Origin of the sequence: Xanthomonas theicola (genome assembly GCF_014236795.1) — a bacterium.
GTDB lineage: Bacteria > Pseudomonadota > Gammaproteobacteria > Xanthomonadales > Xanthomonadaceae > Xanthomonas_A > Xanthomonas_A theicola.
The window spans coordinates 1371414-1391702 of record NZ_CP049017.1 but is presented as its reverse complement, the minus strand read 5'-3'; the positions used below and the strand labels follow the sequence as shown (position 1 = coordinate 1391702).

General features: G+C 70.5%; 14 protein-coding genes and 2 pseudogenes. 2 read left to right on the top strand and 14 right to left on the bottom strand.

The window, feature by feature from the left end; all coding sequences use genetic code 11:
• Positions 1-205 precede the first annotated feature (205 nt).
• The 3 genes and pseudogenes from G4Q83_RS06325 to G4Q83_RS06315 all read right to left on the bottom strand — a co-directional run bounded on the left by G4Q83_RS06325 (position 206) and on the right by G4Q83_RS06315 (position 4629).
• On the bottom strand, positions 206-2581 hold the full coding sequence (locus tag G4Q83_RS06325; RefSeq protein ID WP_128421124.1) for a glucosidase family protein: 2376 nt from the start codon (positions 2579-2581) through the stop codon (positions 206-208).
• 112 nt (positions 2582-2693) lie between these two features.
• Positions 2694-3002, bottom strand: a complete 309-nt coding sequence (locus G4Q83_RS06320) for a flagellar basal body protein (protein ID WP_128421125.1) — start codon at positions 3000-3002, stop codon at positions 2694-2696.
• A 476-nt stretch (positions 3003-3478) separates the two neighbouring features.
• Positions 3479-4629 (bottom strand): annotated as a pseudogene (locus G4Q83_RS06315) (IS3 family transposase).
• Between the two features lie 37 nt (positions 4630-4666).
• Between G4Q83_RS06315 and G4Q83_RS06310 the strand changes: the two are divergent.
• Positions 4667-5104: a hypothetical protein gene (locus tag G4Q83_RS06310; protein ID WP_185817354.1), complete on the top strand. Its 438-nt coding sequence runs from the start codon at positions 4667-4669 to the stop codon at positions 5102-5104.
• A 126-nt stretch (positions 5105-5230) separates the two neighbouring features.
• Here G4Q83_RS06310 and G4Q83_RS06305 read toward each other — a convergent pair whose 3' ends face one another.
• The 11 genes and pseudogenes from G4Q83_RS06305 to G4Q83_RS06255 all read right to left on the bottom strand — a co-directional run bounded on the left by G4Q83_RS06305 (position 5231) and on the right by G4Q83_RS06255 (position 19318).
• Entirely contained in the window at positions 5231-7561 is a 2331-nt protein-coding gene (locus G4Q83_RS06305; RefSeq protein WP_128420319.1) for a S9 family peptidase, read from the bottom strand.
• Positions 7562-7673: 112 nt separating this feature from the next.
• Entirely contained in the window at positions 7674-9245 is a 1572-nt protein-coding gene (locus G4Q83_RS06300) for an APC family permease (RefSeq protein ID WP_128420318.1), read from the bottom strand.
• A gap of 129 nt (positions 9246-9374) precedes the next feature.
• Positions 9375-11207: a DUF885 domain-containing protein gene (locus G4Q83_RS06295; RefSeq protein WP_128420317.1), complete on the bottom strand. Its 1833-nt coding sequence runs from the start codon at positions 11205-11207 to the stop codon at positions 9375-9377.
• Positions 11204-11509, bottom strand: a pseudogene (locus G4Q83_RS24490) (DUF885 family protein); the annotation flags it as partial. The gene G4Q83_RS06295 and the pseudogene G4Q83_RS24490, both read right to left, overlap by 4 nt.
• A gap of 482 nt (positions 11510-11991) precedes the next feature.
• Positions 11992-13200, bottom strand: a complete 1209-nt coding sequence (locus tag G4Q83_RS06285) for a M24 family metallopeptidase (protein WP_128420315.1) — start codon at positions 13198-13200, stop codon at positions 11992-11994.
• Positions 13197-14789: an aldehyde dehydrogenase family protein gene (locus G4Q83_RS06280; protein ID WP_128420314.1), complete on the bottom strand. Its 1593-nt coding sequence runs from the start codon at positions 14787-14789 to the stop codon at positions 13197-13199. The genes G4Q83_RS06285 and G4Q83_RS06280 overlap by 4 nt, the downstream gene beginning before the upstream one ends.
• 1 nt (position 14790) lies before the next feature.
• Positions 14791-15696, bottom strand: a complete 906-nt coding sequence (locus tag G4Q83_RS06275) for a dihydrodipicolinate synthase family protein (protein ID WP_128420313.1) — start codon at positions 15694-15696, stop codon at positions 14791-14793.
• Positions 15693-17042 (bottom strand): NAD(P)/FAD-dependent oxidoreductase, encoded by a 1350-nt coding sequence (locus G4Q83_RS06270; protein ID WP_128420312.1) that lies wholly within the window; start codon positions 17040-17042, stop codon positions 15693-15695. The genes G4Q83_RS06275 and G4Q83_RS06270 overlap by 4 nt, the downstream gene beginning before the upstream one ends.
• Complete coding sequence (locus G4Q83_RS06265; protein WP_246432295.1) at positions 17035-17283, bottom strand: (2Fe-2S)-binding protein; 249 nt, start codon at positions 17281-17283, stop codon at positions 17035-17037. Before G4Q83_RS06265 ends, G4Q83_RS06270 begins: the two co-directional genes overlap by 8 nt.
• Positions 17280-18380, bottom strand: a complete 1101-nt coding sequence (locus tag G4Q83_RS06260) for an NAD(P)/FAD-dependent oxidoreductase (protein WP_128420311.1) — start codon at positions 18378-18380, stop codon at positions 17280-17282. The genes G4Q83_RS06265 and G4Q83_RS06260 overlap by 4 nt, the downstream gene beginning before the upstream one ends.
• Positions 18377-19318 (bottom strand): 4-hydroxyproline epimerase, encoded by a 942-nt coding sequence (locus G4Q83_RS06255; RefSeq protein WP_128420310.1) that lies wholly within the window; start codon positions 19316-19318, stop codon positions 18377-18379. Before G4Q83_RS06255 ends, G4Q83_RS06260 begins: the two co-directional genes overlap by 4 nt.
• Positions 19319-19492: 174 nt before the next feature.
• Here G4Q83_RS06255 and G4Q83_RS06250 point away from each other — a divergent pair, with 174 nt between their 5' ends.
• Positions 19493-20200, top strand: a complete 708-nt coding sequence (locus G4Q83_RS06250) for an AraC family transcriptional regulator (RefSeq protein WP_128420309.1) — start codon at positions 19493-19495, stop codon at positions 20198-20200.
• The last annotated feature ends 89 nt before the right edge of the window (positions 20201-20289 follow it).

Here is a 20289-nt window from a genome sequence, read left to right as displayed (position 1 = left end):
CCCACCGCCGCACGCACCGCGACGCGAATGGGCTACGCGCTGCGTCCTGCGCTACATGGTGCGGGAATCTCCCCCCGGCAGAATTCATTGCACGGCCACAATGTGCGCGTACGGTAACCGCACCGTCTTGTCGTATTTATCGGCAAAACATGCGGAATACCGCATTGCGCGACGCGCGCCGGGACGTTTCCGACTTTTTCGCCACTCAGCCGTAGGCGGCCGAGAGCGTCATTTGCCGTGCAGCGCCGGCGGGCACCTGCACGCGCTCGTCGTGCGGCCCGGACAGGGCCACCGCGCGCCCGTCCAACCGCACCTCGCGCAGGCGCGTGCCGGCGGGAACGCGCAGGCTCAGCCAGGTGCACGCCGGCGCCCGTGCCGGCAGGGTCAGCGTGCCGTCGATGCGCTGCCGCGCCGGATCGGCGCGCAGCGCCAGCGACACCGCGCCCCAGCGGGTCGGCGCGGCCTCGATCGCGATCGGCTCGCCGCTGCCCAGCCAGTCGCGCGGCAGCGCCCGCGCCAGAAACAGTTCCTCGCCGGCGCTGTCCTCGAACACCAGCATCCAGCGCAGCAGCAGCGGGATGGTCATCTGCGCCGGGATGCAGAACAGCGGCATGCCGCCGCTGATGCCGCTGACCTCGCCCGCGGTCCAGCTGCCGCGGGTATGCACATGGTAGCGGTGCGCGTACAGGAACAGCAGGTATTCCTCGATCCGATCCAGGCGCAGCAGCAGCTGCGCGTAACCGTAGGAGATGAAGCCGAGCAGGTCGCGCCCGTCCGGGGTCGGCGCGGCGATGTTGCCGACCACGCCGAGGCTGGTGCCGCCGTGGCCGCGCACGCAGTCGATGACCAGGTGCGCCAGATCCTCGGGCAGCACGTCGGCCTGCAGCAGTTCGGCGTAGGCGCGGTGCGGCCAGCCCTGCTCGCTGGGAGTCTCCTGCTGCAGCGACTGGCGGAAGGTCAGCGTCACCCCGGGCAGCGGGCCGATGTAGGCCGGGGTCAGGTCGCGGCGGATATTGCCGCGCAGGGTCTTGTGCAACTGCGCGGTCAGTTGCTGCGCACGCTGCCGCCATTGCGCCGCGGTGGCTTGCGCGCCCGGCCCGGCGATCGTGGTCCATACCGCGGCGATGTCCTGCCAGCCGCGCACGGCCAGCGCGCTGTTGGCGTAGTACGGCTTCCACCATACGGTCGGGTCCGGGAACAGGCAGGCGTCGGATTCGTTCCAGCCATGGATCAGGCCATGCCCGGGCGCGTTGGCCGGCAACGTCAGGCTGGCGTCGTGCAGTTCCAGCAGCAGCTGCGCGGTGGCGGCGATCTTGCCGCCGTGCTTGCGCAGCAACGCCGCATCGCCGGTGTAGCGCAGGTAGCGCGCCAGCAGCGACAGGGTCAGGCCGAACTGGCCGGTCTCCGCGCCGCGCATGTTGACCATGCCGTCGTCCTGCACGAAGTCGCTGAAGTAGCCGTCCAGCACCGCCGCGGCCTGGGCGAAGCGGCCCCATTCCAGGTTCGCGTACAACGAACTGGTGAAGGTGTCCTGGAAACCGTCGTACTCGTTGCCGTAGTAGTCGCGATCGACCGCGCCATATTTCGGATAGGTGCCGCCGGGGCGCACCACCAGTTCGCGGGCGAAGGCGAAGCGCGCCATGTCGCTCCAGCCGGCATCGGGCAGTTGCGCCTGCACGGTGTCGGCGAGCAACCCCTGCCAGTAGCCGGCGAAGGCCAGCAGGCCGCGGTAGAAGTCCTCGGCACTGCGCGGGCCGCGGCGCGGCGGGTAGTCGGGATAGCTGTAGCCGTACACCACCTTGGTCACCTGGCCGTGCTCGACCAATGCGCTGCGGTGCCAGGTCTGCACGACGAAGCGGTCGCTGGCGAGCACGTCGGCGAACAGCAGCACGTCGTAGTAGCGGCCCTCGCCGGCCGGCACCACCTTGCGCACCGCCGGCATCCAGCCACCGATCAGGCCTTCGTGGCGGCGCTCCACCAGTTCCTTCTTGTCCAGCTCGGGGAAGGCGTGCAGCGCGCGGTAGCCGCGGGTGCGCCCATCCGGGTACACCGGCATGGTATCGGCGCACTCGCGGGTGCCGACGAAGGTGGTCCACGGCAGGCGCCCGTTGTAGTCCTTGGGATCCAGCCGCGAGGCCGGCGGCGGTGCCGCGTCGCGCACTTCGTCCACACGCGGGTCGCCGTCGCGCAGCAGGCGTTCGGCGAGCAGGTCGGCCTGCGCCATCGCCACCTCGGCCAGCGGCATGCCGAAATACGGCGGCGCATCGCCGCCCCAGACCGGTTCGGTGCGCTTGCCGAGCACCAGCGCGCCGCCGGGGCCGAGCAGGGTCAGGTCGCCGTCGGCGCTGCGCAGGTCCTCGTACACCTGCCATTGTGCGCCGGCCTCGACGAAGCGGCATTGCAGGGTGTGGCCGGCGAGCGCATCGGCGGCCAGCGGCCGCAGCTGCGGCCGCGCAGGCGCAGGCGCCGCGGCGGACGCGGCATTCGCGTCGGCGGCGACGCTGCCGCTGCCGGCGAACGCTGCGACCCCGGCCGACGCGCCGGCCGCCAGCCCCTGGCGCAGGAAATCTCTCCGATCCATTCATCGTCTCCGCTCAGCACTAGCGGCCCATCCTGCGCCGCGTCAACGCCGGCGTCTTGTGCGTCGTGTCGGGGATGAATGCGGAAAACCGCACAGCCGCGACCGCGGCGGCTCAGGCGAGCACGTCGAGCAGGCCGCCGAGCGTGGTGTCGGCCGCGCGCAGCACCCGCGCACTGGCCTGGAAATCGTCGCGCGCGGACAACCCGCCGAGCATGTCCTCGACCAGATCGCGGCCCGCGCCGCCGGCCGCGGTCACCTGGGCGACCACGCCGCCGCCGGCGGCTTCCTGGTTGGCCGGCACCTGGCGCTGGAACCCCTCGGTGGCGGCGTTGGCGACATTGTTCGCGCGCACCTGCAGCCCGGTCGCGGCGGCGCGCATGCCGGACAGGGCGATCGAGGACACCGAAGCGATGGAATTCATGTGCGTACGCTCGTCGGGCGGCCGTACTGCGACCGCTTGGTCGATGGGGTCCCACGTTCCATCGCGGCACGGGGGGATCGCTGCGGCGCACGTTGCGCCCGTGATCGGTCCGGTCGTCGTCACGCAGGCGCACGAAGCGTCATCGCCGAGCAACGTCGTGGCCGGCTCACAGGGACAGCCATCCACCCTCCCCGTCATCGGCACGCTGGCGGATAACTTCAATGCGTGGAGCGCAAGGTGTGACCGGCAACACATCCGACTCCCTGCGCGTGCAGTCGCGGGCCACACTGCGCCAGGCTGGCATTCGCTGGTCCGGACACCGCCGACTGCCGCTCATCGGTGGCCTGTGATGCAACACCGGACAGCGATAAACCAGAAAGATCGGGATATGCGCGCTGCGATCGTGCGTTACCGTGAGGCCGGGTTGTTTGCAAAGCTGCAGGCTCGTGCTGGACCGGCCAGATTTCCGTAGACACTCAGTCGCCGCTCTGCGCGTAGCGCCTTTCAAACTCTACCGGTGACACGCCGCCAGCGGAACCATGCCGGCGGATCGGGTTGTAGAACATCTCGATATAGTCGAACACGTCCGATGCCGCCATGGCGCGTGTCGGGTAGATCCGACGCTTGATACGTTCCTTCTTCAAGACGCTGAAGAAGCTCTCGGCCACGGCGTTGTCATGGCAGTTCCCGCGTCGGCTCATGCTCGGCACCATCCGGTGCGCCTTCAGGAACGACTGCCAATCGCTGCTGGTGGACTGCCAGCCCTGGTCGGAGTGCACCATCACGCCAGGACCGGGCTTGCGCCGCCACGCCGCTGCCACCAGTGCCTGCAGCACCAGATCGCTGGTCATTGTCGAAGCGGTTGCCCAACCCACGATCTGGCGCCAATACAGCTCCATTACCGCTGCCAAGAACAGCCAGCCCTCGTAGGTGCGGATATAGGTGATGTCCGTGACCCAGACCTTGTTCGGGGCCTGCGGAATGAAGTCCCGGTTGAGCACATTCGCCACCACGCCGACCGGACCTCCCCGCTAACGCGGCTTGCTGCCGTAGCCAACCTGCGCTCGCAAGCCTTCGGCCTTCATCAAGCGCCGCACCCGGTGACGGCTGCAACGCTCGCCGGCCTCACGCAGATCCAGGGTGAGCTTGCGATAGCCGTACACCGCGCCGCTGGCCAGCCAGTGGTGCTTGATCAGGCCCAGCAAGCGCTGGTCCTCGCGTTCGCGGACGCTGGTGCCGTTGCGCAGCCAGGCCTAGTAACCACTGCGATGCACGCCCAGCACCCGGCACATCGTCGCCAGACGAAACTCCCGGACGTGCGCACGCATGAACGCGTACTTCGCCCTTACCCCTTGGCAAAGTACGCGGCGGCTTTTTCTAGGATGTCGCGCTCCTCGGTTACCCGCCTCAGTTCGGCCTTGAGCCGGCGAATCTCCGCTGAGTCGGTCGACGCCGCTGCAGCGCCGGCTGCCGGCGCCATCTTCCTGGCGGCCTGCACCCACCCGTATAGCGTGTGCTTGGGAATCCCGATTCGGGAGGCCACATCCACCACCGTGAAGCCGCGTTCGATCACCTGCTTCACCGCCTCGGCCCGGAACTCATCCGTGTACTGCTTGCTGTTGCCCATAAACACCTCGGTCATTGCCATCAATTATGGCGTCCGGATGTCTACGAAAGGCTGGCCGGTCCAATTCACTATGACGACGTACAAGAAAACGCTCCTGACGTGCATTCTCCTTTCCGCCGCCGGAGCGGCAAATTGCGGGATAAGCGAGAGGGCGTGGCACTTCGAGCCTTTGGAAGAGCAGTTATTCGATTCCACGTACAATCAAGGTTTGGAAACCGGGTGCGAATCATTCACTGCGCGCCGGGTCTCATTCGTGATCTCGTACATCCCCGATCCCAGGACGGAAAATAGGATACATGTCAGAACCAACGATCCAGGCAATGTCGTCCATGACAAGGTGGCGAAGAAGTTCTACGTGAAAGATGCGACGCAGCTTACTGTGGGATTCCCAAGCTGGGGAGCCTACACCATTCAAAACGTCACGCCTGGATCGGCCGTGACAGCTCACGATTGTGACAGCGGAATATACGACTGAGGTTCTGACGCACCACCGCTGATTCGGGTTTGCCCGCGCACAGGTGTTTCCACGCCTGCGCGCTACCGGACCATGACCTGGCAGCGTTGACTGGGCAATGTTGCCACTTCCACGGACACGGCCCGCTCATCGCGCCGGTCGGCTGTCCAGTTCATTCCACCGCGGCGTCGGCGCACCCAGCAGGTGCCGCACGAAGAAGTCGTACTGACGCCGCTGCACGTAGTCGATCGGGCCGCTGGACCGGCCCACCGAGTGCTCGCCGCCGGGCACGCCGAGCAGGTCGAAGTCCTTGCCGGCCTGGATCAGCGCCTCCACCACTCGCGCGGTCGAGGCCGGGTCGACGTTGCTGTCCTGCTCGCCGACGATCAGCAGCAGTTCGCCGCGCAATTTGGAGGCATTGTCCACGCCGGACGCAGCGGCATAGCTGGCGTCCACCGGCCAACCCATCCACTGCTCGTTCCAGCTGATCTTGTCCATGCGGTTGTCGTAGCAGCCGGCATAGGCCACGCCCACCTTGTAGAAATCCGGATGCCGCTCCAGCGCGCCGAGCGTGCTCTGGCCGCCGGCCGAGGCGCCGTAGATGCCGACGCGGCCGATGTCGTAGGACGGATCCTGCGCCGCCAGCGCCTTGTGCCAGGCGATGCGGTCGGGGAAACCGGAATCGCCGAGGTTCTTCCAGGCCACGTCGTGGAATGCCTTGGAGCGGTTGGCGGTGCCCATGCCGTCGATCATCACCACGATGAAGCCCAGGTCCGCCTGCGCCTGCATGCCGATCTGCTTGTCGCCGCCGGCGTGGTAGCCGAACGGCCAGAAGGTCTTGGGCACGAAGTTGTCGTGCGGGCCGGCGTAGATGTTCTCGATCACCGGGTATCGCTTGCGCGGATCGTAGTCGCGCGGGCGCACCACGATGCCCCAGATGTCGGTGCGGCCGTCGCGGCCCTTGGCCACGAAGGTCTGCGGCGCGCGCCAGCCGGCGGCCTGCAGCCGGCCAATGTCGCCACGTTCCACCACCTGCAACAGCGTACCGTCGATGGCGTGCAGTTCCATCACCGGCGCCAGGTCCGGGCGCGAATAGGTGTCCACGTAGCGGCGGCCGTCGTCGGCGATGGCCACGTCGTGGTCGGCATCGGCCGTGGTCAGCCGGGTCAGCCGGCCGCCGTCGAAATCCACCGCGAACAGCTGGCGATGATACGGATCCCTGCCCGCGTCCATGCCGCTGGCGGAGAACCAGATGCGGCGCTGCGCATCGTCCACGCGCAGCACCTCGCGCACGATCCACTGGCCCTTGGTGATCTGGGTCTTGAGCTTGCCGCTCACGCCGTCGAACAGATAGAGATGACGCCAGCCGTCGCGCTCGGAAATCCACAGGATCTCCTTGCCGAGTCCGTCCACGTCGTGGCGGTAGCGGCGGTCGGCGTAGACGAAGGTCCTGGCGTCCTCGCCCACCGCCACGTGCGCGCGGCCGCTGGCGGCGTCCACCGCGATCGCACGCACGCGCTGGAAGCCGCGCTGCACGTAGTCGAACACGAAGCTGCGACCGTCCTTGCGCCACTGGATCGGCGACAGTTGGTACGGATTGGCGAACAGCGCGTCGTCGATGGCGATGCGGCGCGCGCCGGCGCCGGCGGACACCCCGGCGAGGTCGAACAGCACCGGCCGCTCGATATCCACCGCATCGCCGGGCTTGGGATACAGCTGGGTGCGCACCCGCGGCTGGCCGCCGCCGGGCGGCGCCGCCTCCACCCGCGTCACCCGCCGCACGAAACCCGGGCGCACCCGGTACACCGCCAGCCGCTGCGAATCCGGCGACCAGGCCAGCGTTTCCGGATCGTAGAAGTCGTCGGCGCGACCGTCCTCGCTGAGGCGCAGCACGTGGCCGTCGGCGGCACTGCGCAGCACGATGTCGTGGCCGTCGCCGAACGCGTCCCAGCGCCCGTCCGGCGAGCGCCGCGGCGTGTTGTCGGCGGCGACCGCCGGATCGCGGACCACGCCGAAGCCGCGTGGGCGCGGCTGCGAACCTGTGTCCAGGCGCGCGCATACGTAGTCGGTCAGCGTGCAGCGCCACGGCACCTCATCGATCTGGAACACGATCGCGGCGTCGGCGCGGTCTGCCTCGGCCACATAGGCGAAGCGCTCGAACGGCAGCCGCAGCGCCGGATAGTCGATGCCGGCCGCCGTGCTCAGCGCCCGCGCCAGCCGCGCCGCATCGAACGCCGGCCGCTTGCGCTGGCCGGCCACGTCCTCGCGCACGAAGGCGAAACCGCCGGGCACCGTCTTGCGGTAGTAGAACGCGCCGTCGTCGCGCCATTGCGCTGGCCAGGCGACGTGCTCGGTCAGCGTCATCCATGCCTCGCGCAGGCCCAGCGAGCGCTGGTAGTCGGCGGCGCCCGGCGCGGCCTGGGCGTGGCCGGCGAAGGACGCCGCGGCCAGCACGATCGATGCAACGAATCTGTTCATTCTGTTCCGATATCCCCGATACAGCTTTTTTGTAGGAGCCGCTGCAACCGAGACAGGATGTTTCAGCAAGTTCTGTCGCGGCTGAAGCCGTTCCCACGGAAGCGAGCAAAACTCACTCCCCGTCGTCCTCTTCCAGCGCCAGCTGGTCGCTGCGCAGCCCGGTGCGCGCGCCCCAGTGGTAGCAGCCGAACGCGATCGCGGCGACGCTGAGCGTGTCCCAGGGATGCGCGATCCAGCCGCTGCCGCCGAAGGTGCCCAGGCAGGACACCAGCAGCAGCATGGCGAAGAACCCGATCAGCCACAGCGCGCCGCGCACCTGCCGCCACAACTGCGCGCGCCCGGCCGCGCTCGGCAGCTTGTACAGCACGTACAGCGCGAACATCGCGATCTGCAGGCCGAGCAGCCACGACAGCGTGCTCCAGGTGGACCAGTAGACGATCAGCGCGGCGACGATGAACGACAACGGGCCGAGGACGGCAAAGCCGCGCAGCAGGAACGGCCGCGGTAGCTGCGGCGCGCTGCGGCGCAGCGCGGCCACGGTCACCGGCGCCACCGCATAGCTCAGTACCAGCGCCGCCGACACCACCTGGATCAACGTTTCCCACGACGGGAACGGCAGGGTCCAGAACACCGACAGCGCCAGGCTCAGCCACAGCGCCGGGCGCGGGATGCCGGACTTGGCATCGATCCGGGTCAGCACCGGCAGGAAGCCGCCGCTGCGCGCCCAGCCGTAGACCACGCGCGGGGTGGCGTTCATGTAGATGTTGCCGGTGCCGCTGGGCGAGATCATCGCATCGCAGATCACCAGCGCCGCCAGCCAGCCCATGCCCAGCGCCAGCGCGATGTCGTGGTACGGCAGCGCGAACGCCTTGTCGATGCCGCCCCAACCCTGCGCCAGGTACGTGGCCGGCACGCTGCCCAGGAACGCCAGCTGCAGCAGCACGTAGACGACCGTGGACAGCGCCACCGACAGGATCAATGCGATCGGGATGTTGCGCTGCGGATTGCGCACCTCGCTGGCCACCGACACGATCGGGGTCAGCCCCAGGTAGGCGAAGATGATGCCGCCGGCCGAGATCGCCGCCTCCACGCCGGCCGCGCCCGACGGTGCGAAACCCTGCACGTGCAGGTTCTGCGGATTGAAGTGCGCCATCAGCAGCACGATCACCAGCACCGGCACCAGGAACTTGAACACGCTGACGATGTTGTTGGCGGTGGCGAAGGTCTTGACGCTGAAATAGTTGAGCAGGAAGAACGCCACCAGCAGCGCGAGCTGCAACAGCCAGCCGCCGACGCTGGGATGACTGCTGCCGGCCTGGTTCAGCGACGGGAACCAGGCCGCGGCGTACTGGCGCGCCGCCTCGACCTCGATCGCGATCAGGCTGGAGAACGCGATCAGGGTGATGAAGCCCATCAGCCAGCCGAGCAGCGCGCCGTGCGAATACTCTGGATAGCGCACCACCCCGCCGGCGCGCGGCAGCGCCGCGCCCAGTTCGCAATACACCAGGCCCAGCAGCAGCACCGCCACGCCCCCGGCGATCCACGACACGATGCCGGCCGGGCCGGCGATGGCCGACACGTGGCTGGCCGAGAACAGCCAACCGGAGCCGAAGATCGAACCGAGCCCGATGAAAGTCAGGTCGGTCAGGTTCAGACGCTTGTGGAACTTGCCTTGTGTGGCCATGGTATCCCCGCTGGAAGATCGTGATCGGCGATGCGACTGCTGGTGCTGTCGGCGCGGCGGCGGCCGCGACCGCATGTTACCGGCGGCGGCCTGACGCGGCCGCAGCCGCTCCTGCAAAACACAGCGGCATTAGTGCTGCCCGGACGTGGCGGATGGCTCCGACCACGGCGACGTGCCGCCGTCGGCGATGAAGCGGTCGATGCGCTGCTCCAGCACCGGCAGCGGCACCGAGCCGGTTTCCAGGATCGCATCGTGGAAGGCGCGGATGTCGAACTTCTCACCCAGCGCCTGCTCGGCCTTGCGCCGCAATTCCAGGATTTTCAGCTCGCCCAGGTAGTACGACAGCGCCTGCCCGGGCCAGGCGATGTAGCGGTCCACCTCGGTGGTCACCTCATGCTCGCTCAGCGCGGTGTTGTCGCGCAGGAAGGCCTGCGCCTGCGCGCGGCTCCAGCCGTCGTGGTGGATGCCGGTGTCGATGACCAGCCGGCACGCGCGCCACATCTGATAGGTCAGGTAGCCGAAGCGGTCGTACGGGGTGTCGTACAGGCCCATCTCCAGGCCCAGGTACTCCGAGTACACCGCCCACCCCTCGCCGTAGGCGGAAATGAAGGTGTAGCGGCGGAAGTCCGGCAGGTCGTCCTGCTCGGCCGCCAGCGGCATCTGCAGTGCGTGGCCGGGCGAGGATTCGTGCAGGGTCAGTGCGGTCAGGTTGTACAGCGGCCGCGACGGCAGGTCGTAGGTGTTGACCAGATAGATGCCCGGGCCGCCGCGGCCGCCGGTGTAGAACGGCGCCAGTTCCGCCGGCACCGGTTCGATCGCGAAGCGGCGCCGCGGCAGGCGGCCGATGTAGTCGCCGACCTTGGCGTCCACCCGCTTGGCGATCCAGGCCGCGTCCTTGAGCAGTTCCTCGGGGGTCTTGGCGTAGAACTTCGGATCGGTGCGCAGGTAATGCAGGAACGCCGGGAACGTCTGCTGCCCGGGTGGGGTCTTGAAGCCGCTGTCGGCGATCGCCTGGTCCATCTCCTTGCGCAGCCGCGCCACTTCCTTCAACCCGACCGCGTGGATCTGCTCCGGGCTCATGTCCAACGTGGTGTATTCGCGGATCTGCGCGCGGTAGTAGGCGGCGCCGTCGGGCAGCGACTCGGCGGCCAGCGCCGGGCGCACCTTCGGCAGGTATTCCTCGCACATGAAGCGCAGCAGCTTGGCGTAGGCCGGAACCACCTGCTGCGCGATCGCCGTGCGCGCCTGCGCGCGCAACTGCGCCTGCACCGCGGCGGGAATCGCCGCCGGCATCCGCTTGAAGGGCGTGTAGAACAGGTTCCGCTCGCCCTGCGCCTGGGCGACCTCGGCGATCGACTGGTCGCGGCCGTCCAGGGTGACCTTCGGCTGCGCGAAACCGCGCGCCAGGCCGGCGCGCATGTTGGCGATCTGCTCGTCGAAGTAGCGCCGGATGTCGGCCAGCTGGCCGAGGTAGCGCTGGTAGTCCTGGCGGCTGTGCAGCGTGCTGCGTGCGGTGAAGCCCAGATCGCTCCAGAACGCGCTGTCGCTGTTGAACGGCATCTCCCAGCCGCGGAAGCGCTGCTGGTCGAGCAACACCTGCAACTGCTGCCGGTAGACCTGGTAGTTCACCTGGTCCTGCGCCGACAGCTGCGCCTGGTCGATCGCGTCCAGTTCGCGCAGCACCTGCTGCCAGTATGTGGTGCGCTGGTTCTGCGTGGCCAGGTCCACTTTCGGCAGATGGTCGGCCGCGGCGCCCTGGCTGTCCTCGTCGTCGGCGCCAGCGAACTGCGCCTGGCGCCACTTCCATTCGCGCAGGTACAGCGCCTTGAAGCGCGCGGCGGCGGCGCTGGCGACGGGCGCGGCGGCGGCTTGCACCGGCGCCGCCGCGCGGGCGCCCTGCCCGGCGAGCGCACAGACGATCGCCAGCAGCAGCGGCGCACGGAGTCGGGGACTGAGGTTCATCGCGGTTTCTCCGGAGTGGTGGACGGGCCGGCCTTGGCCTGGGCGATCCAGGCCGCGATGCGCGCGTCGAGCAGATCCAGCCGCATCGCGCCGCCGCCGCGGATCCGATCGTGGAAGGCGCGCAGGTCCAAGCGCGGACCAAGTTCGCGCTTGGCCTTCTCGCGCAGCACCAGGATGTCGAGTTCGCCGAGCTTGTAGCCCAGCGCCCGGCCCGGCCACACGATGTAGCGGTCGGTCTCGGCCTGGATGCCGGGCTGGTCGTCGGACGGGTGCGCGTGGAAGAAGTCGCGCCGGCGCGCACGCTCGGCCGCCGGCACCGCGTCGGGGAAGCGCTTCAGCGGCAGCGCGAACGGACTGTCGGCGCCGACCGGCGCGGCGATCTCGCGCAGCCGCGCCGGAATGCGCTCGAGCGGGCACTTCGGCTGCACCAGCCCATCCCTGGCGCCGGCGCGCGACAGCGCCACGACCTGGCCGAGCAGCGTCCGGATCGCCTGCAGCCGCGCGATGGAGTCCTCCTCGTCCCTGACGCTGGCGAACGGGAACGCCGGCGCGTAGCCCGGCAGCGCCAACCGGATGCCGCCGACCGGCTGCAGCGGCGCGGCGAAGGCCTGACTCGGTGTCGGCGCCGGCGGCGGGGCGGGCTGGCAGGCGCCCAGCAGCGCCAAGGCCAGTGCGCCGGGGACGAACAGGCGAATCGATCGCATCGGCCGACTCCGGTAACCCAGGGAAACCCAGGCAGCGGCGCGGTGCCCGGCCAGCACGATGCCATGGCTGCCGTCGTGCATCAGGCGAACGGCCGGTCGATCGCCGGCGACGGCGGGGTGAACCACTGCGCGCCGTGTTCGGTGACGTAGAAATGGTCTTCCAGGCGCACGCCGAACTCGCCCGGCACCACGATCATCGGCTCGTTGCTGCAGCACATGCCCGGCGCCAGCGCCAGCGCGTTGCCGCGCACCAGGTACGGCGCCTCGTGGATGCTCATGCCGCAGCCATGGCCGGTGCGGTGCGGCAATCCCGGCAAGCGGTAGTCCGGGCCCAGGCCGGCCGCCTGCAGCACATCGCGCGCCGCCTGGTCCACCGCGGCGCAGCTCACGCCCGGACGCACCGCGGCGAACGCGGCCGCCTGCGCATCGTGCTCCAGCTGCCAGATGCGCCGCTGCTGCTCGCTCGGCTCGCCGAAGATGTAGGTGCGGGTGATGTCGGAATGGTAGCCGTGCACGGTGCAGCCGGTGTCGATCAGCACCAGTTCCCCCGGGCGCAGCGTCTGCACCCCGGGAATGCCGTGCGGGTACGCAGTGGCATGGCCGAACTGCACGATGCAGAAGGTGGAGCCGTCGTCGGCGCCGAGCGCGCGATGCGCCTGGTCGATGAAGCGCACCAGTTCGGCGCTGGCGATGCCTTCGTGGAGCAGGCCGGCGGCCAGGCGCTGCACCTGCAGGGTCATGTCGCAGGCCTGCTGCATCAGCGCCAGTTCCGCGGCCGACTTGCGCATGCGGCAGCCGTCCACGATCGGCGTCGCGTCGCGGATCGCGATGCGGTCCAGCACCGCGCTCAAGCCGCTGTGCACGGCGAAGGCGATGCCCGGATCCAGGGCCAGCGCCTGCGCGCCGAGTTCGCTCAGCGCCTCGGCGACCAGCGCATGCGGGTCCTCGTGCTCCTCCCACAGCCGCTTGCGCACCGGAATGCGCAGCACCGCGTCGAGCGAGCCTTCCTCGAACGCCGGGCAGATCAGCAATGGATCGCCCTCGGCGGTCAGCAACATCGCCACCAGGCGCTCGCTGGCGCCCCATGGCACCCCGGTGAAGTAGCGCAACGAGGCGCCGGCGCCGATCAGCAGCGCATCGGCGCCCTGCGCGCGCAGCAACTCGCGCGCCCGCGCCAGCCGCTGCCGGTATTCCTGCAGCTGGATCGGCGGCGCCTGCTCGCGCCACGGCACCAACTGCGCATGCGCCATGGCCAGGCTCAGCCCGCCGATCTGCGCCGCCGCGCTCATGCCGTGCGCTCCACGTCGGCAGTGCTCCAGTAGCCGTCGATCAGGCGCTGCACGCCGCCGGGATTGCGGTCGCGCAGCAACGCCGGCAGCAGCGCATCGGGCAGGCCGTCGTAGCTGTGCAGCGCGGCGAAGCGGCGGATCGCGGCCGGCATGCCGACCGCGGTGAAGCCCGGATGGCCGGTGCTCGGATACGGCCCGCCATGGTTCATCGCCGCGCTGACCGCCACGCCGGTCGGCATCTTGTTGCAGATCAGGCGTCCCACCCGCGGCCGCAGCACCGCGGCCACCGCGGCGAAGAGCAGGTCGTCGCTGCCGTCGGCGGCGCGGTACACGGTGCCGGTGAGGTTGCCCTCCAGGCTGTGCGCCAGCGCGGTCGTCTCCGCCAGGCCGGCCACGCGCACCACCAGGCTGACCGGGCCGAACGCCTCGGTCTGCAGCGCCTCGGGCTGTTGCAGGAAGGCCTGCGCCGACACCGCCAGCAGGGTCGGCGCGTGCCGGTAGCCCGGCGCCGGCGCCGCCTCGCCGCCGGCTAGGACCGCCGCGCCGGCGTTGCGCAGCGTGGCCACGCCGCGCTGCAGGTGGTCGAGCACGCCGCGCGAGAACAGCAGGCTCGGCGCGGCCGCGGCGAAGTGCGCGCTGGCCGCGGCGACGAACGCATCACCGGCCTCGCCCCCGGGCACCACCACGATGCCGGGATTGGTGCAGAACTGGCCGCTGCCCATCGTGCACGAGGCGAAGAACTCCTGCGCCAGCGCCGCGCCGCGCTCGGCCAGCACGCCCGGCAGCAGGAACACCGGATTGACGCTGGACAGCTCCACGTAGGCCGGCACCCCGGCGCAGTCGGCCGCGGCCTTCAGCGCCAGACCGCCGGCACGGCTGCCGGTGAAACCGATTGCGCCCAGCCGCGGATCGCCGGCCAGCTCCAGGCCCAGCGTGTTGTCGACGTGGTACAGCAGTTGCACCGCCGCGGCCGGCAGGCCGTTGTCCAGCAGCGCCTGGTGCGCGAGTTGCGCCAGGCGCTGGCTGGTGGCCGGATGCGAGGGATGCGCCTTGGCGATGACCGGATTGCGCGCGGCGATGGCCGAGGCGAAATCGCTGCCGGCCACCGCGTTGAACGCGAACGGGAAGTTGTTGGGCCCGAACACCAGCACCGGCTTGTGCAGCGGCCCCAGTTGTGCGCGCAGCCCGGCCGCGGTGTCGATCACCGGCTGCGTCCAGCTATGGCGGCGCACCGCCTGCGCGGCCTGGCGCAGCTGCCCGCTGGCGCGCGGCAACTCCACCTTGGCCAGGCGCGGTTCGACCGGCAGGCCGGTCTCGGCATGCGCCAGCGCCACCAACTGCGCCACGTCGGCATCGATCGCCGCGGCGTAGGCATCGAGGAAGCCGGCGATGCGCTCGGGCGCGGCCGCGGCCAGCACGTCGGCGACCAGCACCGCCGCGCTCAGCGCCGCTTCCAGGTCGGCGGCGCCGCTGACCGGGAACTGCGGCCCGAACGCTTTCCCGTCGCGCGGGTCCTCGGCGCGGAAGCTGCCGCGCGCCTCCAGCGACGGCTGCCAATGGCCGGCGAGCAACAGCGGCTGCATGCGCATCTCAGCGCCCCGGGTGGGTGGCGATGGCATGGTCGATCACCTTCAGCGCCGCCTCGCGCTCGGCGCCCTCGACGACCAGGCGCGGCGCGCGCACGCGCTCGCTGCCCAGGCCGACCTTCTCCTGCACCAGCTTGATCAGCTGCACGAACTTGGGCACGGTGTCCAGGCGCAGCAGCGGCAGGAACCAGTCGTACAGCGCCTTGGCCGCCGTGTAGCCGCCGTCGCGGGCCAGCTCGAACAGCTGCACCGACTCCTTGGGGTAGGCGTTGACCAGGCCGGCGATCCAGCCCTTGGCGCCCATGCTCAGGCCCTCGACGATCGCATCGTCCATGCCCACCAGCAGCACCAGGCGGTCGTCGAGCAGCTCGCCCAGCGCGGCGAAGCGGCGCACGTCGCCGGAGGATTCCTTGACCGCTTCCAGGTTCGGGAATTCGGCGGCCAGCTCGGCGATCTGCGCCGGGCTGAAATCGGTCTTGTAGGCGACCGGGTTGTTGTACAGGATCACCGGCAGGTCGGTGGCGGCGATGACCGCGCGTGCATGCGCGCCCATCTCGCGCCAGTCGGTGGAGTACACGTACGGCGGCAGCACCATGATCCCGCCGCAGCCGATCTGCTTGGCCGCCTGCGCCAGGCGCACGGCCTCGCCGGTGGACAGCGCGGCGATGCCCGGCACCACCGGGATGCGGCCGTCCAGCGCCTGCACCAGGGTCTTCAGGATCGCGACCTTGTCGTCGAAGCCGAGCGTGGCGGCCTCGCCGAGCGAGCCCAGCGGCACGATCGCGGTGCAGCCGGCGTCGACCATGAACTGCGCATGCTTGGCCAGGAACGCGTGGTCGATGCCGCCGTCGGCATCGAACGGCGTGGTGATGGCCGGCAGCACGCCGTACCAGAAGGAAGCCTTGCTCATGGGATGACGCCTTTGTCGAGGGTTGCCAGTGGAGGTTCGGGAAGCAGCGGATCGGGAAGCGATTGGGCGAGCGCGTCCAGGCGCACCGGGAACAGCGGCGGCCGGCGGCCGTCGTCGGAAAAATCGGCGCGACGCGGCGCCAGCCCCAGCTCGGTCAGCGCGCTGCCGCAGATACGGCCCTGGCAGGCGCCCATGCCGCAGCGCGACACCAGCTTGGCGTCGCGCAGGTCGGCATGGCCGCGCAAGGCCGACAGCGGCACGTCTTCGCATCGGCACACCAGCGTGTCCGGCGCGGCCAGCGCGTGGATGCGCGGGTCCAGCGCGAACTGCCGTCGCAGCAGCGCGGCGAACGCGCGCGCGCGGCGCCGCTGCGGCTGCAGCGCCTGCGCCGCGGCGTCGTGCCCGGCCGCCAGGTGCCCGGCGATGGCGCCTTCCACCCGCGCGCAGTCGCGCCCGCCGATGCCCAGCGTCTCGCCGGCCGCATACACGCCCTCGACGCTGCTGCGCAGCTGCGCATCCACCGCCACGCACGGATGCGCGCCGCTGCGCGCCAGGCGGCAGCAGAGCAGCTGCGCCAGCTCCACGTTCGGCACCAGTCCGTAGCCGACCGCCAGCTGATCGCAATCGATGCGGCGGCGCCCGCGCGGGCCGTCGATCTCGACGGACTGCAGCTGGCCGTCGCCCTGCGCCGACAGCACCACGCTGCCGCTGTGGTAGCCGACGCCGGCCAGGCGCGCACGCACGGCCAGCGCCTGCAGCGCCTTGTCCGGCCAGCGCAACGGCAGTTGCGCGGCGAAGCCGGCCAGCGCGCGCAGCGAGGCCTGCTCGACGATGCCCAGCACCTGCGCGCCGTGGCGGCGCAGCGTCGCCGCCGAGGCCAGCAACAGCGGCCCGCTGCCGGCGACCAGCACGCGCTTGCCGGCCAGCGGCCAGCCCTGCTTGGCCAGCGCCTGCGCGCCGCCGGCGCCGGTGACGCCGGGCAGGGTCCAGCCGGGGAACGGCAGCAGCAGTTCGCGCGCGCCGGTGGCCAGCACCAGCGCGTCGTAGCCGATCCAGCGCGCGCCCTGCGGGCCGTCGGCCAGCAGTTGCTGGCCCTGCGCCATCAGCAGTTGGGTCTGCGCCAGGAAGTCGACCCTGCTCGCCGCCAGCTGCGCCAACGTGCGTGCGGCCAGCCGCGGCGGCGCATGCGTCACGTCGTGGCGCCAGATCTGGCCGCCGGCGCGCGCCTGCAGGTCGACCAGCGCCACGCGCCGGCCATGCCCGGCCGCGGCCAACGCCGCCGCCAGTCCGGCCGGCCCGGCACCGGCGACGACCACGTCGTAATGCAGCGCGCGCGGCTCAGCCATCGGTCCACACCTGCATGCCGTCGCGCACCGGGGTGATGCAGGCGCGCAGCTGGGCGACGCCGTCGATGCGCACCCGGCATTCGCTGCACACGCCCATGCCGCACAGCGGCGCGCGCGGCTGGCCGCTGCGCGAGCGGCGGACATGCACCGCGACCTGCGCCACCGCCGCGGCCACGCTGCTGCCGGGCAGCACGTCCACGGCCCGGCCGTTGACCTGCAGGCGCAGCAATGGCGCGCTCACGACAGCGCCCGCGCCGGCGCGAACGGCGCCGGGTCCAGGGCGGGCGGGCGCTGCAACAGCAGGTCCAGCAGCAGCCGCGCGCTGCCCAGCGCGGTGGTCACGCCCAGCCCCTCGTGGCCGGCCGCGACCCACACACCGTCGCGCTGCGGCACTGCGCCCAGATAGGGACGGCCGTCCGGCGTGGCCGGGCGCAGCCCGGTCCACACCCGGATCGCCTGCAACTGGCGCAATGCCGGCAGGAACGCGAACGCGCGCTCGAGCATGCGCTGCAGCATCGGCATCGACACGCTGCGGTCGCTGGCGTCGAACTCGCGCGAGGAGCCGATCAGGATCTGCCCGGTCGGACGCGGCTGCACGTTGAACGCCACGCTGCTGCCGTCGCTGCCGTGCGCGCTGTCGGCATAGCTCAGTTCCAGCAGCTGGTGGCCGACCAGGCCGGGATAGCGGTCGGTGATCACCAGCTGACCCTTGCGCGCGCGCATCGGCAGTTCCGGCAACAGCTCCGGCAGCGCGCAGCCGGTGGCGACCAGCACCGGCCCGCTCAGGCGGCTGCCGTCGTCCAGGCGCAGGCCGCCGCCGGCCAGCGCCAGCGCGCGGCGCCCGGCATACAGCTGCGCGCCGGCGGCGCACGCGCGCTCGACCAGATGCCGCGCCATGCGCGGCGGATACACCACCGCCTCGGCGGCCACGCGCATGCCGCCGGCCAGGCCCGGCACCAGCGCCGGTTCCAGCCGGTACAGCGCCTCGGCATCGACCGCCTCGGCGCGCACGCCGGCCGCGGCCAGGCGCTGGATCTTGCCCGGGATCGCCTCCAGCTCGCGCGCCTGCCGCGCCACCCACAGCGTGCCGCAGCGGCTGAACTCGGCCGCCGGCAACTGCGCGAATTCTTCCCACAAGCGCAGCGAATACGCCGACAGCGCCAGTTCCGCCGGATCCTCGTCCATCGCCACCAGGTGGCCCATCGCCGCGGCGGTGGAGCCGCCGCCGATGCTGCCCGACTCGACGATCGCCACCCGTAGCCCGGCGGCCGCGGCCGCATCGGCGCAGGCCGCGCCGACGATGCCGGCGCCGACGACGATCAGGTCCAAGCCGCTCATTCGGCGCCGATGCCCCAGGCGAATGGATCCTGCGCCTGGATCAGCAGTTGCGAACGGGCGGTGACATAGGCCTGCCCGGTGATCCGCGGCAGCACGCCGCCGCTCCCGTCCACGTAGCTGGCCTCGAACACGCTGCCGAGGATGCCCTGCTGGCGCCAGACCTGGCCCGCGGCCAGCTTGCCGTCGGCGGCCAGGCACGCCAGCTTGGCGCTGGTCCCGGTGCCGCACGGCGAACGGTCGTAGGCCAGGCCGGGGCACAGCACGAAGTTGCGCGCGTCGGCGCCGGCGTCCGGCGCCGGGCCGTTGATCTCGATGTGGTCGATCTCGCCGCCATCGGCGCCGCGGATCCCGGCCGCCTCCAGCGCCAGCCGCAGCGCCTGGGTGTAGGCGGTCAGCGCACGCTGATTGCGCAGCTCCAGCGCGCACGGCGTCTGCGCGGTGACGAAGAACCAGTTGCCGCCCCAGGCCACATCGCCGCGCACGCGGCCGTAGCCCGGCACCTGCACCTGGACGCCGGCGGCGTGGCGGTAGCTTTCCACGTTGTCCACCGACACCCGCCCATCGTCGTGCAGCTCCACGGCGACCGTCCCCACCGGAGTCTCGATGCGGTGCGCGCCCGGCGCCAGCCGGCCCAGCTCGGCCAGCGTGCGCACCAGGCCGATGGTGCCGTGGCCGCACATGCCCAGATAGCCGACATTGTTAAAGAAGATCACCGCCGCGCACGCGTCGGCCGCGATCGGCGGCAGCAGCAGCGCACCGACCATCGTGTCCGAGCCGCGCGGCTCGCAGGCGATGGCGCTGCGCCAGCGGTCGAAGCGATCGCGGAACAGGTCGCGCCGCTGCGGCAGCGGGCCGGCGCCCAGGTCGGGAAAGCCTGCGACGACGACCCGGGTCGGTTCGCCGCCGCTGTGGGAGTCGATCACATCGAGCGTATGCATGGATCCATGCTCACATTCCCGCCCGCCGCCGGCTAGCAGCGTTTGTCTGTCACGAATGCGGAAATTCGCACAACCCCGTTCGTCTGGCGAGCCTTGATTTAGGCTAGGATCGCAGCATGGGGGCACGCCGCGGCGTGCTCGCCGCAGCCGCCCGCAACCGCCCGGTGAGTGCAGATGGATACCTTGATTTCGGCACTGGAAATGCAGACGCTGTTCGATGCGCTGCCGGACGTGGTGTTCTTCGTCAAGGACCGCGACGGCCGCTACACCCACGTCAACCTGACCCTGGTGCGGCGCCTGGGCAAGAAGTACCGCGCCGACCTGATCGGCAAGTCGGCGCTGGAAGTATTCCCGCTGCCGCTGGGCGGCAGCTACCTGATGCAGGACCGGCGCGTGCTGTGCGGGGAGATGATCGAGAACCAGTTGGAAGTGCATCTGTTCCCGAACCGCACCCCGGGCTGGTGCCTGACCTTCAAGCGTCCGCTGTGCGAACAGGACGAAGTGATCGGCGTGGTCGGCATCTCCCGCGACCTGGGCCAGCCCGACAGCCGCCACTCGGCCTACGAACGCATCAGCCGCGCGATGGAGCATATGCAGTCGCGCTACGGCGACAACCTGCGCGTGCAGACCCTGGCCGACCTGGCGGAACTGTCGGTGGCGCAGTTGGAGCGGCACTTCCGCCGCGTGTTCCAGCTGACCCCGCAGCAGTTGCTGACCAAGATGCGCATCGAGGCGGCGATGCGCCTGCTGCACAGCCAGGACAGCATCGCCAGCATCGGCCAGGCGTGCGGCTTCGCCGACCAGAGCGCGTTCGCGCGCCAGTTCAAGGCCACGGTCGGGATGACGCCGCGGGATTACCGGTCGATGAAAGGGAAGCTCTGAAGAGCCGGGACTGGGGACTCGGAAAAGCGCGACACCGCGAACTGAAGAAGCTGTACCGACTCCCGTTGTTCGAGTCCCAGGTCCCGCCC

What these genes read in the sequence shown, in the direction of transcription:
- G4Q83_RS06325 (WP_128421124.1), bottom strand. Translation starts at nt 2,581, where the DNA reads ATGGATCGGAGAGATTTCCTGCGCCAGGGGCTGGCGGCCGGCGCGTCG.
- G4Q83_RS06320 (WP_128421125.1), bottom strand. Translation starts at nt 3,002, where the DNA reads ATGAATTCCATCGCTTCGGTGTCCTCGATCGCCCTGTCCGGCATGCGC.
- G4Q83_RS06310 (WP_185817354.1), top strand. Translation starts at nt 4,667, where the DNA reads ATGTCTACGAAAGGCTGGCCGGTCCAATTCACTATGACGACGTACAAG.
- G4Q83_RS06305 (WP_128420319.1), bottom strand. Translation starts at nt 7,561, where the DNA reads ATGAACAGATTCGTTGCATCGATCGTGCTGGCCGCGGCGTCCTTCGCC.
- G4Q83_RS06300 (WP_128420318.1), bottom strand. Translation starts at nt 9,245, where the DNA reads ATGGCCACACAAGGCAAGTTCCACAAGCGTCTGAACCTGACCGACCTG.
- G4Q83_RS06295 (WP_128420317.1), bottom strand. Translation starts at nt 11,207, where the DNA reads ATGAACCTCAGTCCCCGACTCCGTGCGCCGCTGCTGCTGGCGATCGTC.
- G4Q83_RS06285 (WP_128420315.1), bottom strand. Translation starts at nt 13,200, where the DNA reads ATGAGCGCGGCGGCGCAGATCGGCGGGCTGAGCCTGGCCATGGCGCAT.
- G4Q83_RS06280 (WP_128420314.1), bottom strand. Translation starts at nt 14,789, where the DNA reads ATGCGCATGCAGCCGCTGTTGCTCGCCGGCCATTGGCAGCCGTCGCTG.
- G4Q83_RS06275 (WP_128420313.1), bottom strand. Translation starts at nt 15,696, where the DNA reads ATGAGCAAGGCTTCCTTCTGGTACGGCGTGCTGCCGGCCATCACCACG.
- G4Q83_RS06270 (WP_128420312.1), bottom strand. Translation starts at nt 17,042, where the DNA reads ATGGCTGAGCCGCGCGCGCTGCATTACGACGTGGTCGTCGCCGGTGCC.
- G4Q83_RS06260 (WP_128420311.1), bottom strand. Translation starts at nt 18,380, where the DNA reads ATGAGCGGCTTGGACCTGATCGTCGTCGGCGCCGGCATCGTCGGCGCG.
- G4Q83_RS06255 (WP_128420310.1), bottom strand. Translation starts at nt 19,318, where the DNA reads ATGCATACGCTCGATGTGATCGACTCCCACAGCGGCGGCGAACCGACC.
- G4Q83_RS06250 (WP_128420309.1), top strand. Translation starts at nt 19,493, where the DNA reads ATGGATACCTTGATTTCGGCACTGGAAATGCAGACGCTGTTCGATGCG.